Source organism: Microbacterium festucae (assembly GCF_025421715.1).
GTDB lineage: Bacteria > Actinomycetota > Actinomycetes > Actinomycetales > Microbacteriaceae > Microbacterium > Microbacterium festucae.
This window is the reverse complement of sequence record NZ_JAOEFC010000002.1, coordinates 397,173-411,587: the sequence shown is the minus strand read 5'-3', so window position 1 is coordinate 411,587 and position 14,415 is coordinate 397,173. Positions and strand designations below refer to the sequence as shown.

Below are 14,415 nucleotides of genomic sequence, written 5' to 3'. Positions count from 1 at the left end.
GCCCGTCTCGCGCGAGATGGTGCGCCATCTTGCGCGAGCGAGGCAGAGCGGTCAGGCGTCGGTACGTGCGTAGCGGCGGGCGCGGCCGGTGAGGCCGGTGAAGCGGAACGGCCCCGACGACTCGTGCGCGGTCTGCAGATCGGCGTGGCTGTCGAGGTGAGTCGCGGCGTGCAGCTCGCGGTAGCGGGCGATGTCGAGGGGCGTGCGCGCCGCGAGGGCGCGCTCGGTCTCGGCGCCGCGGGTGTGCGCGCGGTAGCCCGGCTGCACGACGAGGGTGAACAGCTCGGTGACCGACCCCGACCCGTAGCTGAACATGCCGATGCGGCGCCCGGCGAGGTCGTCGTCGGCGTCGATGAGGGCGGCCAGCGCCAGGTAGAGCGAGGCGGTGTACGAGTTGCCGATGCGGCGGTTGTAGCCCGTGGTCACCGCCAGCAGCTCCTCGTCGAGTGCGACGCCCTCGTGCTCGGCGAGGCGCCGGTGCGCCTTAACGGCCATGCGGGTGAAGGGCTGGTGGTGGCAGAACCGGTCGATCTCGCCCAGCGGCGCCCCGCCACGGGCCCGGAAGTCCTCCCACGCGCCGATGACCCCGTCGAGGTAGGCCACGATCGAGAGCTTGCCGTCGACGACGGCGTTGACGCTGTCGTTCGGGCGCCAGAAGTCGTCGACGTCGGCGGTGTGCACGCCGCTGACCGGCTCGATCTCCGCGAGGGCGGGGTCGGCGGTGACGAGCATCGCCACGGCGCCGGCGCCCTGGGTGGCCTCGGCGGCGGAGTCGAGCTCGTAGCGGGCCACGTCGCTGGCGATGACGAGCACCTTCTCGGCGGGGTTGCGGGCCACGAGGCCGGCGGCGGCCTGCAGGGCCGCCGTCGCCGAGTAGCACGCCTGCTTGAGCTCTACGACGCGGCAGGTGGCCGGCAGACCCAGCAGCTCGTGCACGAACACGCCCGCCGACTTGGACTGGTCGACGCCCGACTCGGTGGCGAAGAAGAGCGTGCGGATGCCGTCGGCACCGTGCGTGTGCAGGATGGGCAGCGCGGCGGCGGCGCCCATGGTGACGATGTCCTCGTCGGGGCCCGGGACGCTCATCTGTTCCTGCCCGAGGCCGACCCGGTACTTCGCCGGGTCGGTGCCGTCGTAGGCGGCCAGGTCATCGAGGGCGAGCACGTGACCCGCCGTGGCGACCGAGAGGTCGTGGATGCCGACACGCACCGCGCTCATCGGGTCTCTCCGTTCCGCCGCTCCAGCAGCATGTGGGATTGCATCAGCTCGCCCGGGTTGGTCTGGGCGGCCAGCAGCGACAGTTCGCCGCACAGCACGGTGGCCGCGATCAGGGCGGCCAGGCGCCGGGCGTTGCCGCCGGGCTCGCGCTCCTCGCGGCAGCCGAGGCGCTCCAGCGTCTCGTCGACGAACGGCAGGTCCTTGCCGTTGCCGACCGTGCCGACGATGAGGTTGGGCAGGCTGCACGAGAAGTACAGGTCGCCGTCGCCGCGCACCTCGGCGTAGGTGATGCCCTGCGAGCCCTCGACGATGTTCGCGGCATCCTGGCCGGTGGCCAGGTAGAAGGCGAGCAGCATGTTGGCGTAGTGCGCGTTGGCCGACCGCAGCGCGCCGGCGATGGTCGAGCCGACGAGGTTCTTGCGCGTGTTCAGCTCCACGATGCGGGCCGCGGTCGAGCGCAGCTGCTCGTCGACGAGGGCCGCGGGGATGAGGATCTCGGCGATGACCGAACGGCCGCGCCCGAGGATGCCGTTGACGGCGGTGGCCTTCTTGTCGGAGCAGTAGTTGCCCGAGATCGAGCCGTACTCCAGCTCGGGATGCCACGTCAGGACGCGCTCCATGAGGCCTTCGGCGGCGAGGGTGACCATGTTGTGACCGGAGGCGTCGCCGGTGGTCAGTGCGAACCGCACGAACAGCAGGTTGCCGACGACCTCGGTGTGCACCTCGATGAGACGGGCGTGCCGGCTGCGGGCGGTCACCGCCTCGCCGAGCTCGTCGATGCGCGCCTCGAGGTCGCGTCCGGCGGCCACGGCCTCGGCGGCGGTCTGCGCCACGAACAGCGACGAGCGCGTCATCCGCTCGTCGACCACGGTGACCCGGATGCCGTCGGGCACCAGGCGCGAGACTCGCGCGCCGCGCCCGACCGAGGGCCACAGCGGCGACTCGTAGGTGGCCAGCGGCACCTCTTGGGCGCCGACGACGTCGCCGGTGAGGTGCAGCGGGCCCACCCAGCGGGTGGGGATGGGGGTGACGGTTCCGGCGGTCATGACCGGCTCCTTCCGGGGAGGGGCAGGGCGTCGGAGCGCCGGGCCAGGGGGGTGACGTCGATGCCGCGGGCGCCGGCGAACTGCGCGGTGCCGCCGGTGACGACCACGTCGCAGGCCTGCAGGGCGGCGGGGTCGTGGGCGCCGAGCACGGCCAGCAGGGCCGTCAGGTGCTCGCGCCAGGTGGTGATGCGTTCGATGAGGGCCTCGGCGCCGCCGTCGAGCACGACGGCCAGGAACGAGCCCGAAACGCCCACGCCGCGGGCGCCCAGCGCGAGCGCGCGGGCGACGTCGAGCGGGGTGCGCACGCCGCCCGAGCCCAGCAGCGCCGGCGAGGCGCCGGGGTCGCGCGGGGCGTCGATCAGGCTCGCCACGGCCGACTGCCCCCACCCGACGAGGTAGTCCAGGTCGCCGGCGGCGCGGCGGTCGTTCTCGACGCGCACGAAGTCGGTGCCGCCGGTGCCCGACACGTCGGCCCAGGCGACGCCGAGTGCGGCGAGGGTGTGCAGGGTGCGGCGGCTGAGGCCGAAGCCGACCTCCTTGACGATCACCGGCACCTCGGCGGCGTCGAGGATCGCCTCCAGCGACGCGGGCCACGACGAGAAGGCGCGGCTGCCTTCGGGCATCACCGTCTCCTGCATGCTGTTGAGGTGCACCTGCAGGGCATCGGCGCCGAGGGCGGCCACGGCGCGGCGGGCGTCGTCGGCGCTGCGTTCGACGCCGATGTTGGCCATGACGAACCCGCCGGGGTTCTCGTCGCGGATGACCTGGAACGACGGCAGGGCCGCGGGATCGTCGAGTGCGACGCTCATCGAGCCCGACGCGATGGCGACACCGGTCTCGCGGGCGGCGACGGCGAGGTCGCGGTTGACCTGGGCGGTGCGCGCGCTGCCGCCGGTCATGGCGTTGATGTAGAAGGGCAGCGGCCAGTGCGCGCCTGCCACCTCCACGCCGAGGTCGACCCCGGCCGCGTCGATGCCCGCCAGCGCGTGGTGCACGAAGGCGACGTCGTCGAAGGCGTTGCGGCGCGGACCACCCTCCTGCTGGCCGGCGGCCAGGCGCAGGTGGTCGTCCTTGCGGGCGGCGGCACCCTCACTGCTCATGGACGCCTCCTCGGGGCGGGTGGACGGCGATGGTGAGGTGACGGATGTCATGCGCCTCCCAGGCGCGCAGGATGCCGCTGACGTCGGCGGACGGCGGGGCGAGCACGATGCCGCAGTCGCCGCCGCCGGCACCCGAGGGCTTGGCGGCCGCGCCGGCGGCCTCGGCGATGTCGCACAGTGCGGCGAGGCGCTCGGTCTCGATGGCGACCCCGGCCGACGCACCGAGTCCCTGCAGCAGCCGGCGCGCGTCGCGCACCGCGGTCAGCGCGGCCGCGTCATCGCCCTGCTGGAGGCCCCGCCAGAGGTCGTCGACGACGGCGCGCGAGCGCAGCAGGAAGGTGTCGTGGGCCGATTCGCCGCTGCGCACCTGCCGCGAGACGTCGTCGACGAGGCGCACGGTGGAGGCGGGCGACCCGGTCCAGCCCACGAGGAAGCGCAGCGCGTCGGGCGGCGGCAGGCGGGTGACCTCGCTCCCGGCCCAGGCGTCGGAGTGCAGCAGGCCGTCGATGGGGCCCTGTTCCGACCGGGCCCGCAGCAGGGCGCGGTCGGGGGAGCGGTAGCCGATCCAGCCGCCGAACGCCGAGGCGGCCACGTCGCCGCCGGAGGCCTGCGGGGCGACCTGCACGGTGGCCAGCAGCGACAGCCGGAAGATCTCGAGCCCGTCCAGGCCGAAGTCGTAGAACGCGTCGATGGCGCGCACGGCGGCCACGGTCACCGCCGCCGACGAGCCGAGCCCGAACTTGCGGCCGGTCACGTCGTCGAGGCCGCTGTCGATGTGCAGGTCGTAGAACCGGGGCGCGAGACCGCGCTCGGCGCGGAGCCGTTCGCAGAGGGTGACGGCCGCCAGCACGTAGTCGTACGGATGTCGGTCGCGGTCGATGGTCAGGCCGTCGGCGTCGCGGCGCCACAGCAGCGGTGCACGCCCGAACTCGGGGGAGTGGATGCGTCCGGCATCCTGGGCCGCCGTCAGCCGCACGGTGATGTAGCGGTCGACGGCCACCAGCACCGCCGGCTCGCCAGGGGTGACCACCGCGTACTCGCCGGCGACGAACAGCTTGCCGGGGGCGCGGGTCTGGATGGTCTCGGGGCTCATGCGCGCTCCACGACACGCATGCCCGGGCCCGGGTGGGCCACGACGAGCTCGACGAGTCCCGCCAGGGCGGCGCGCACCGTCTCGGCGTCGGCCGCCCGGCACAGCACGACCACGTTGGGTCCGGCGTCGGCGGTCGCCCACGCGCCCACGCCGTCGGCGCGCAGCCGCTCGACGCGGTCGAAGATCTCGTGGCTCGTGGCGGTGAGGTAGCGCAGGGGCGGGTCGGATGCCTGGATGACGGCGTGCATGCGCAGCGCGTTGGTCTCGGTGATGCGGCCCAGCCGGTCGACGTCGCCCTCCCGGCACGCGGTGACGGCGGCGGTCAGGGTCTCGGCGGTGGAGGTGACCCACGCCGGGTAGAACGGCGACGTGAGCACGGTGCGGCGCATGCCCTCGCGGCTGGAGACCGGCTTGTGGCCGCTGTCGACGACGGCGATGACCATCGCCAGGTCGGGTGCGGGCAGGGGCTCGGCGAACGACTCCTCGTCGGTGCCGGCGTGCCAGACCGCGAACCCGGGGATGATCGACCGCGACGCCGATCCGGAGCCGCGGCGGGCCAGGCGGCTGAGGGCGCGGGCGTCGAGGTCGAGGCCGTAGGCGGCCGCAGCCGCACCGGCCAGTGCCGCGAAGCCCGACGCCGATGAGGCCAGGCCCGCCGCAGAGGGCACCGTGTTGACCGAGTCGACGTGGGCGCGGTGCGTGCTGCCGGCGAGCTCCCGCACGACGTCGAGGAAGCGGGTCACCCGTCCGGTGGCCTGCTCGTCGCGCTCCGAGCCGTTGAGGCGCAGCGTGTCGGCGGTGGCGTCGGGGTCGACGCGCACCGTGGTGGTGGTGGGGTAGACGTCGAGGGTCATCGACAGGCTGCCGGTGGCAGGCAGGTTCAGGGCGGCATCCGCCTTGCCCCAATACTTGACCAGGGCGATGTTGGGATGGGCGACGGCGGTCGCGACGCTCATGCGGTGGCCTCCACGGCTCGTTCTGCGCTGTCGGTGTGCTCTGCGGCCCCGGTGCCGGAGACCTCGGCCGCCCTGGGGACGGTGGTGGTCCACACGGCCGCTGCGCCGGTGCGGCGCAGCGCACCGGCGATGCGGTCGGCCTCGTCCCGGCCGGGGGCGAGGGCCACGACGCAGCCGCCGCGACCTCCGCCGGTGAGCTTGGCGCCCAGCGCGCCGGCCTGTCGGGCCGCCGAGGCGAGCCGGTCGAGGGCGGGGTCGCTGACACCCAGCAGGTCGAGCACGGCGTGGGCCCGGTCCATCGCGGCGCCGACGGCGGGGAGGTCTCCCACCCGCAGCTGCGCGCCGGCGGCGTCGGCGAGGGCACCGAGCTCGCCCAGCTGGGCGCCGGTGTCGTGGGGGTCGGCGGCGAGCCGCTCGCGCACGGCGGCGACGGCCTCGCCGGTGCGGCCGCGCACGCCGGTGTCGGCGACGACGAGGTGCAGGGGCGCGCCCAGGGGCAGATCGCGCACGGCGCCGGCCTGGAACCACAGCGGCTGGGTGGCGCATACCGCGCGGGCGTCCAGTCCGCTGGGGCGGCCGTGGGCGGCCCGCTCGGCGATCTGGATGAGCTCGAAGCGCTCGTCGCGGCTGAGGGCGACGCCCGCGGCCTCGGCCACCGCCGAGATCACGGCGGCGGCGACGGCGGCGCTGGAGCCGAGCCCCCGCTCGGCGGGGATGTCGCTCTCGACCTCGAGCAGCGCCGACGTGCCCGGCGGGCAGAGCGCGCTCAGCGCGGCATCCAGGGCGGTCACGGTGGGCAGCAGACGCTGCGGGGCGCGGGTGAGCGGCCCGGTGTAGAGCGCACTGCGCAGGCGCCCGGCACCCGTGGTCAGCTGCACCGCGGCGCGCACGGCCACCTCGGGCAGCGGCACCGCGATGGCGGGGTGGCCGTAGACCACGGAATGTTCGCCGAACAGGATCGCCTTGCCGCCCGCGCGGCCGATCGCGGGGTGCGCGAAGCCGCGCGCAGGCGCGGGCGCATCAAGGGAAGCTGAAGAAGTCATGCAGGTTGGAGCGTATCGGGCGTAGACCGGAACGGGCACGGCGATGGCCCATCGGATACCTCATCACCTCCACCTGCGAATCACCTCGACGCGGGCGGACGGCCCGATCCGGGCGGGGCGATCCGGTAGAGTGGCACCGCAATCACAGCAACCTTTAACCCCGTCCCGTGAGGCGGAGAAGGGAGCGGCGGATGAGCACGCGAACCGTGCTGCACGAGCCCGACATCGCCCGAGCGTTGACTCGGATCTCCCACGAGATCCTCGAGTCCGAGAAGGGGCCCGACGATCTGGTCGTCCTCGGGATCCCCACCCGCGGGGTCGCCCTCGCCGAACGCATCGCCGCACTCGTCTCCGACTTCGGCGGCCGGCCCGTGCCGGTCGGCGCACTCGATGTGACGATGTACCGCGACGACCTGCACCGCAACCCCACCCGCACCCCGCGGCCCACCCAGATCCCGCCCGGCGGCATCGACGGGCGCACCGTGGTGCTGGTGGACGACGTGCTCTTCTCCGGCCGGTCGATCCGCGCCGCCCTCGACGCGCTGCAGGACATCGGCCGCCCCGCCGCCGTGCGCCTGGCGATCCTCGTCGACCGTGGTCACCGCGAACTGCCGATCCGCCCCGACTTCATCGGCAAGAACCTCCCCAGCGCCCGCGACGAGCGCGTCAACGTGCTGCTGCGCGAGGTCGACGGCCAGGACGCCGTCACGATCGAGGGGCGGTGAGCGGCATGCGGCATCTGCTCGACACCAAGACGCTCACCCGCGCCGACGCCCTCCGCATCCTCGACGTCGCCGAAGACATGCGCGACACGCAGTCGCGCGAGGTGAAGAAGCTGCCGACGCTGCGCGGCAAGACCGTCGTCAACCTGTTCTTCGAAGACTCCACCCGCACCCGCATCTCGTTCGAGGCCGCCGCCAAGCGCCTCTCGGCCGACGTCATCAACTTCTCCGCGAAGGGCTCGTCGGTGAGCAAGGGGGAGTCTCTCCAAGACACCGCCCAGACCCTGCAGGCGATGGGCGCGGATGCCGTCGTCATCCGCCACGGCGCGTCCGGCGCCCCGCAGACCCTCGCCACCAGCGGCTGGATCACCGCGGGCGTGGTCAACGCCGGCGACGGCACGCACGAGCATCCGACCCAGGCACTGCTGGACGCGTTCACGATGCGCAAGCGCCGCTTCGGCGACGACAGCCGCGGCCGCGACCTCAGCGGCATGGCGGTCACCATCGTCGGCGACGTGCTGCACTCGCGGGTCGCGCGCTCCAACGTGTGGCTGCTGCACACCCTCGGCGCCGACGTCACCCTCGTCGCCCCGCCCACCCTCGTGCCGCAGGATGTCAGCGCATGGCCGGCCCACATCGTCTACGACCTCGACGAGGCCGTGGCGGCCGGTCCGGATGCGCTCATGATGCTGCGCATCCAGCTGGAGCGCATGAACGCGGCGTATTTCCCCACTGAGCGGGAGTATTCCCGCCGCTGGGGGCTGGATGCCGCGCGGCTGGCCGCGCTGCCGGCCGATAGCATTGTGATGCACCCCGGCCCCATGAACCGGGGGCTGGAGATCTCTGCCGACGCCGCCGACTCACCGCGTTCGACCGTGCTGGAGCAGGTCGCCAACGGTGTCTCGGTGCGCATGGCGGCGCTGTACCTGCTGCTGGCGGGGGAGCGCGACACGAACGAGGAGGACCACCGGTGAGCACGACCCTCATCCGCGGCGCGCAGATCGCCGGCGGCCAGGCGACCGACCTGATCGTCGAGGACGGCGTCATCGTCGAGACCGGCAGCGGCCTCTCGCGGGCCGGCGCCCGCGTCGTCGACGCCGACGGCCTCCTCGCCCTGCCCGGCCTCGTCGACCTGCACACGCACCTGCGCGAGCCCGGCTACGAGGCATCCGAGACGATCCTCACCGGATCGCGCGCCGCCGCCGCCGGCGGCTACACCACCGTGTTCGCCATGCCCAACACCTCGCCGGTGGCCGACACCGCCGGGGTCGTCGAGCAGGAGCTCGCGCTCGGCGAGGCCGCGGGGTTCGTGCACGTGCAGCCCATCGGCGCCGTCACCGTCGGGCAGAAGGGCGAGCGCCTGGCCGAGCTGGGCGCGATGGCCTCGTCACGGGCGCGCGTGCGGGTGTTCAGCGACGACGGGTTCTGCGTCTTCGACCCGCTCATCATGCGCCGGGCGCTGGAGTACGTGAAGGCCTTCGACGGTGTCGTGGCCCAGCACGCGCAGGACCCGCGCCTCACCGAGGGCGCCCAGATGAACGAGGGCACCGTCTCGGCCGAGCTCGGACTGGCCGGCTGGCCCGCCGTCGCGGAGGAGTCGATCATCGCCCGCGACGTGCTGCTGGCCGAGCACGTCGGCTCGCGCCTGCACGTGTGCCACCTTTCCACCGCCGGGTCGGTCGACATCATCCGCTGGGCCAAGCGCCGCGGCGTCAACGTCACCGCGGAGGTCACCCCGCACCACCTGCTGCTGAGCGAAGAGCTGGTGCGCGGCTACGACGCCCGCTTCAAGGTCAACCCGCCGCTGCGCCGCGACGAGGACGTGCAGGCGGTGCGCGAGGGGCTCGCCGACGGCACGATCGACATCGTCGCCACCGACCACGCCCCGCACCCCGCCGAGGCGAAGTCGTGCGAGTGGCAGGCCGCCGCCAACGGCATGGTCGGCCTGGAGTCGGCGCTGCGCGTCGTGCAGCAGGCGATGGTCGACACCGGACTGCTCGGCTGGGACGACGTGGCCCGGGTCATGTCGGCCGCCCCGGCCCGCATCGGCCGCCTCGACGACGCCGGCACGCCGCTGACGGTCGGACGCCCCGCGTCGCTGACCCTCTACGACCCGGCACCCACCCGGTCGTTCTCGGTCGCCGACCTGCGCGGCCGCAGCGTGAACTCGCCCTACCTCGGCCGGGAGCTGCCCGGCGAGGTGCGCTGGACGCTCTTCCGCGGCCGCGTGACCGTCGCCGAGGGCGACGTCGTCGACGAGGTGCACGCATGACCCGCGAGGGTGCACTGCTGGTGATGGCGGGCGTGGCCGTGGTGCTGGTGGCCCTCGGGCTGCTGGCCTGGCGCCGCCGCACGCGCCGCGACGGCGGCCTCGTCGCCCCCGTGGGCGAAGCGCCCGCCGGCGCCGCGGAGCTGTCGGTGCACAGCGTGCTCTACGTCGCCACCACCCGCCACGACGAGCCGCTCGAGCGGCTCGCCATCCGCGGCCTCGGGTTCCGCTCGAAGGCCGACGTGGTGCTCACCGACCGCGGCATGGCGCTCGACCTCACCGGCCAGCCGCGCATGTTCGTCCCCGCCTCCGACCTCCTCGCCGTCGACCGCGCCACCGTCGCGATCGACCGGGTCGTGGAGAAGGACGGCCTCGCGCGCCTGGTCTGGCGCATCGGCGACACCGTCGTCGACACCTACCTCCGACCGCAGGACATCTCCACCGGCGCCCTCGTGGCCGCCATCGCCGAGATCCTGCCCGCTCCGACCCCGACGGGAACCGACGCATGACCTTCACCCTGTCCCTCGACCCCGCCGTGCTCGTCCTCGAAGACGGCACCCGCCACCCCGGCCGCGCCTACGGCGCCCGCGGCACGACCCTCGGCGAGGTCGTCTTCTCCACCGGCATGACCGGCTACCAGGAGACCCTCACCGACCCGTCCTACGCCGGCCAGATCGTGCTGCAGACCGCGCCGCACATCGGCAACACCGGCATGAACAGCGAAGACGTCGAGTCGCGACGCATCTGGGTGGCCGGCTACATCGTGCGCGACCCCTCGCGGGTGGTGTCGAACTGGCGCTCCGAGGAGTCGCTCGACGACGCCCTCGAGCGCGACGGCATCGTCGGCATCTCCGGCATCGACACCCGCGCCGTCACCCGCGTGCTGCGCTCGGCCGGATCGATGCGCGGCGGCATCTTCTCGGGCGAGGCCGCCGACCTGGATGCCGAGGAGCAGCTGCGCATCGTGCGGGAGGCCCCGCTCATGGCCGGCCAGAACCTCTCGGCGCAGGTCTCCGTGTCGGCCGCCGAGGTCACCCCCGCCACCGCCGAGCGCATCGGCAACCTCGCCGTGCTCGACCTCGGCGTCAAGCAGGCCACCGTCGACAACCTCGCCGCCCGCGGGTTCGACGTGCACGTGCTGCCGCAGTCGGTCACCATCGACGACATCCGCGCGATCGACCCCGTGGCCGTCTTCTACTCCAACGGCCCCGGCGACCCCGCCGCCTCCGACGACCACGTCGAACTGCTGCGCGCCGTGCTCGACCAGAAGCTGCCGTTCTTCGGCATCTGCTTCGGCAACCAGCTGCTGGGCCGCGCGCTGGGCTTCGGCACCTACAAGCTGCCCTTCGGCCACCGCGGCATCAACCAGCCGGTGCTCGACAAGCAGACCGGCCGCGTCGAGATCACCGCGCACAACCACGGCTTCGCCGTCGACGCGCCCCTGGAGGGCGCCGTCGACAGCCCGAACGGCTACGGCCGCGTCGAGGTGAGCCACGTGGGCCTCAACGACAACGTCGTGGAGGGCCTGCGCGCCCTCGACATCCCCGCCTTCAGCGTGCAGTACCACCCCGAGGCCGCCGCCGGCCCGCACGACGCCAACTACCTCTTCGACCGATTCCGCGACCTGGTCGTCGCCACCCTGGAGGCCAGCAAGTAATGCCCAAGCGCGACGACATCAACAGCGTCCTCGTCATCGGCTCCGGCCCGATCGTCATCGGTCAGGCGTGCGAGTTCGACTACTCCGGCACCCAGGCGTGCCGCGTGCTGCGCGAGGAGGGCGTGCGCGTCATCCTCGTCAACTCCAACCCGGCGACGATCATGACCGACCCGGACTTCGCCGACGCAACCTACATCGAGCCGATCACCCCCGAGGTGATCGAGACGATCATCGCCAAGGAGAAGCCCGACGCGATCCTGCCCACCCTGGGCGGCCAGACCGCGCTCAACGCCGCCATGGCGCTGCACGACCGCGGCATCCTCGAGAAGTACGACGTCGAGCTCATCGGCGCGAAGGTCGACGCCATCCGCAAGGGCGAGGACCGCCAGATCTTCAAGCAGCTGGTGCTCGACGCCGGCGCCGACGTCGCCCGCAGCGTCATCGCCCACACGATGGACGACCTGCTCGCCGGCGCCGCGCAGCTGGGCTACCCGCTGGTGGTGCGCCCCTCCTTCACAATGGGCGGCCTCGGCTCGGGCTTCGCCTACGACGAAGACGACCTCCGCCGCATCGGCGGGGCGGGCCTGCGCGACTCGCCGACCACCGAGGTGCTCCTGGAGGAGTCGATCCTCGGATGGAAGGAGTACGAGCTCGAGCTCATGCGCGACACGTCCGACAACACGGTCGTCGTCTGCTCCATCGAGAACGTCGACCCGGTCGGCGTGCACACCGGCGACTCCATCACCGTCGCCCCCGCGCTGACCCTCACCGACCGCGAATACCAGAAGCTGCGCGACATCGGCATCGACATCATCCGCGCCGTGGGCGTGGACACCGGCGGCTGCAACATCCAGTTCGCCGTCGACCCGGCATCCGGGCGCATCATCGTCATCGAGATGAACCCGCGAGTCTCGCGCTCGTCGGCGCTCGCCTCGAAGGCCACCGGCTTCCCGATCGCCAAGCTCGCCGCCAAGCTCGCCATCGGCTACCGCCTCGACGAGGTGCCCAACGACATCACCCAGGCCACGCCCGCCAGCTTCGAGCCGACGCTGGACTACGTCGTGGTGAAGGTGCCGCGCTTCAACTTCGAGAAGTTCCCCAACGCGGATGCGACGCTGACGACCACCATGAAGTCGGTCGGCGAGGCGATGGCCATCGGGCGCAACTACACGACGGCGCTGCAGAAGGCGCTGCGCTCCCTCGAGAAGCGCGGCTCCAGCTTCCACTGGGGCCCCGAAGAGCGCTCGGTCGACGAGCTGCTCGAGGTCTCGCAGATCCCCACCGACGGCCGCATCGTCGTGCTGCAGCAGGCTCTGCGCAAGGGCGCCACCCCCGAGCAGGCGTTCGAGGCGACCAAGATCGACCCCTGGTTCATCGACCAGATGGTGCTCATCAACGAGGTGGCCGCGTTCATCGCCGCCGCTCCCGAGCTCGACGCCGCGACCCTGCGCCTGGCCAAGGAGCACGGCTTCAGCGACGCCCAGCTCGCGCAGCTGCGCGGCGGCACCGAGGCCGAGATCCGGGGCCTGCGCTGGGGCCTGGGGGTGCGCCCGGTCTACAAGACGGTCGACACCTGCGCGGGCGAGTTCCCCGCCCTCACCCCGTACCACTACTCGTCGTACGACGCCGAGACCGAGGTCACCCCGTCGGAGCGCCGCAAGGTCGTCATCATCGGCTCGGGCCCGAACCGCATCGGCCAGGGCGTCGAGTTCGACTACTCGTGCGTGCACGCGTCGTTCGCGCTGTCGGATGCCGGGTTCGAGACGATCATGGTCAACTGCAACCCCGAGACGGTGTCCACCGACTACGACACCAGCGACCGGCTCTACTTCGAGCCGCTCACCCTCGAGGACGTGCTGGAGGTGCTGCACGCCGAGTCGCAGTCGGGCACCATCCACGGTGTCGTCTGCCAGCTGGGCGGGCAGACCCCGCTGGGCCTGGCCAAGGGCATCGAGGACGCCGGCTACACGATCCTCGGCACGAGCCCCGCCGCCATCGACATCGCCGAGGAGCGCGAGCTGTTCTCGCAGCTGCTCGACCGCGCCGGTCTCATCGCCCCGCGTCACGGCACCGCCGTCGACGAGGCGGGCGCGATCGTGATCGCCGAGGAGATCGGCTACCCCGTGCTGGTGCGCCCGAGCTTCGTGCTCGGCGGCCGCGGCATGGAGATCGTCTACGACACCGAGAGCCTGCGCGACTACTTCGTGCGCACCGCCGGCGAGGTCGTCATCGAAGAGGGCAAGCCGCTGCTGGTCGACCGCTTCCTCGACGACGCGATCGAGCTCGACGTCGACGCGCTCTACGACGGCCACGAGCTCTACATCGGCGGTGTCATGGAGCACCTCGAAGAGGCCGGCATCCACTCGGGCGACTCGTCGTGCACGCTGCCGCCGGTCTCGCTCGGCCGCACCGAGATCGACCGGGTGCGCACCGCCACCCTCGCCATCGCCGAGGGTGTGGGCGTGCGGGGTCTGCTGAACGTGCAGTTCGCCGTCTCGGCGGGCGTGCTCTACGTCATCGAGGCGAACCCCCGCGCCAGCCGCACCGTGCCGTTCGTGTCGAAGGCCCTCGGCATCCCGCTGGCCAAGGCGGCCTCGCGCATCATGGCCGGCGCCACCATCGCCGAGCTGAAGGCCGAGGGGCTCCTGCCCGAGAACGACGGCTCGCGGGTGCCGCTGGACGCCCCCGTCGCCGTCAAGGAGGCCGTGCTGCCGTTCAAGCGGTTCCGCACCGCCGACGGGCACACCGTCGACTCGGTGCTCGGCCCCGAGATGCGCTCCACCGGCGAGGTCATGGGCATGGACCGCGACTTCCCGACCGCCTTCGCCAAGAGCCAGGCCGCGGCCTACGGCGGCATGCCCACCTCGGGCACCGTCTTCCTCTCGGTCGCCGACGACGACAAGCGCGCCGTCATCCTCCCGGCCCACCGCCTGCAGGAGCTCGGCTTCCGCCTCACGGCCACCGAGGGCACCGCCGAGATCCTCGCCCGCAACGGCATCCGGGTCGACGTCGTCAACAAGTACTCGGCCACGCAGGAATCGGGGGAGACCAACGTCGTCGACCTCATCAACGCCGGCGAGATCGACATCGTCGTGAACACCCCCTCGGGTGGCATCGCCCGCGCCGACGGCTACGAGATCCGCGCCGCGGCCGTGGCCGCCGACAAGGCGCTGTTCACCACGATGGCGGTGCTGGGCGCCGCCGTGTCGGCCCTGCCGGTGCTGCGGGAGGGCTTCGAGGTGAAGAGCCTGCAGGAGTACGCCGCCGACCGCGCCGCCGCCGGACGGTGAGCGCGCGCCACGTGACGAAGG

At 72.8% G+C, this 14,415-nt stretch carries 12 protein-coding genes; 6 read left to right on the top strand and 6 right to left on the bottom strand.

Annotated elements, in window-relative coordinates:
- Positions 1 to 51 precede the first annotated feature (51 nt).
- From N3K63_RS08060 to mvk, 6 genes are read right to left on the bottom strand one after another with little or no spacing between them, the layout of a single operon-like run.
- Positions 52 to 1,218, bottom strand: a complete 1,167-nt coding sequence (locus N3K63_RS08060) for a hydroxymethylglutaryl-CoA synthase (protein WP_261579641.1) — start codon at positions 1,216 to 1,218, stop codon at positions 52 to 54.
- Complete coding sequence (locus tag N3K63_RS08055; protein ID WP_261579640.1) at positions 1,215 to 2,264, bottom strand: hydroxymethylglutaryl-CoA reductase; 1,050 nt, start codon at positions 2,262 to 2,264, stop codon at positions 1,215 to 1,217. Before N3K63_RS08055 ends, N3K63_RS08060 begins: the two co-directional genes overlap by 4 nt.
- Positions 2,261 to 3,364, bottom strand: coding sequence for a type 2 isopentenyl-diphosphate Delta-isomerase (fni, locus tag N3K63_RS08050; RefSeq protein ID WP_261579639.1), 1,104 nt, complete (start codon positions 3,362 to 3,364; stop codon positions 2,261 to 2,263). The genes N3K63_RS08055 and fni overlap by 4 nt, the downstream gene beginning before the upstream one ends.
- Positions 3,354 to 4,457 carry a phosphomevalonate kinase gene (locus N3K63_RS08045; RefSeq protein WP_261579638.1) on the bottom strand — a complete coding sequence of 368 codons (1,104 nt, stop codon included), beginning with the start codon at positions 4,455 to 4,457 and terminating at the stop codon, positions 3,354 to 3,356. The genes fni and N3K63_RS08045 overlap by 11 nt, the downstream gene beginning before the upstream one ends.
- Positions 4,454 to 5,413 carry a diphosphomevalonate decarboxylase gene (mvaD, locus tag N3K63_RS08040; RefSeq protein WP_261579637.1) on the bottom strand — a complete coding sequence of 320 codons (960 nt, stop codon included), beginning with the start codon at positions 5,411 to 5,413 and terminating at the stop codon, positions 4,454 to 4,456. Before mvaD ends, N3K63_RS08045 begins: the two co-directional genes overlap by 4 nt.
- Positions 5,410 to 6,456 carry a mevalonate kinase gene (gene mvk, locus N3K63_RS08035; protein ID WP_261579636.1) on the bottom strand — a complete coding sequence of 349 codons (1,047 nt, stop codon included), beginning with the start codon at positions 6,454 to 6,456 and terminating at the stop codon, positions 5,410 to 5,412. The genes mvaD and mvk overlap by 4 nt, the downstream gene beginning before the upstream one ends.
- Before the next feature lie 191 nt (positions 6,457 to 6,647).
- Here mvk and pyrR point away from each other — a divergent pair, with 191 nt between their 5' ends.
- The 6 genes from pyrR to carB are packed head-to-tail and all read left to right on the top strand — an operon-like array spanning position 6,648 to position 14,394.
- Positions 6,648 to 7,181, top strand: coding sequence for a bifunctional pyr operon transcriptional regulator/uracil phosphoribosyltransferase PyrR (gene pyrR, locus N3K63_RS08030; protein WP_261579635.1), 534 nt, complete (start codon positions 6,648 to 6,650; stop codon positions 7,179 to 7,181).
- Positions 7,182 to 7,186: 5 nt separating this feature from the next.
- A complete protein-coding gene (locus N3K63_RS08025) occupies positions 7,187 to 8,152 on the top strand; it encodes an aspartate carbamoyltransferase catalytic subunit (RefSeq protein ID WP_261580071.1) in 966 nt (321 codons plus the stop codon).
- Positions 8,149 to 9,450 carry a dihydroorotase gene (locus tag N3K63_RS08020; RefSeq protein ID WP_261579634.1) on the top strand — a complete coding sequence of 434 codons (1,302 nt, stop codon included), beginning with the start codon at positions 8,149 to 8,151 and terminating at the stop codon, positions 9,448 to 9,450. The genes N3K63_RS08025 and N3K63_RS08020 overlap by 4 nt, the downstream gene beginning before the upstream one ends.
- Positions 9,447 to 9,956: a PH-like domain-containing protein gene (locus N3K63_RS08015; RefSeq protein WP_261579633.1), complete on the top strand. Its 510-nt coding sequence runs from the start codon at positions 9,447 to 9,449 to the stop codon at positions 9,954 to 9,956. The genes N3K63_RS08020 and N3K63_RS08015 overlap by 4 nt, the downstream gene beginning before the upstream one ends.
- Positions 9,953 to 11,104, top strand: coding sequence for a glutamine-hydrolyzing carbamoyl-phosphate synthase small subunit (carA, locus tag N3K63_RS08010; RefSeq protein WP_261579632.1), 1,152 nt, complete (start codon positions 9,953 to 9,955; stop codon positions 11,102 to 11,104). Before N3K63_RS08015 ends, carA begins: the two co-directional genes overlap by 4 nt.
- Positions 11,104 to 14,394, top strand: a complete 3,291-nt coding sequence (gene carB, locus N3K63_RS08005; protein ID WP_261579631.1) for a carbamoyl-phosphate synthase large subunit — start codon at positions 11,104 to 11,106, stop codon at positions 14,392 to 14,394. Before carA ends, carB begins: the two co-directional genes overlap by 1 nt.
- Positions 14,395 to 14,415 lie beyond the last annotated feature (21 nt).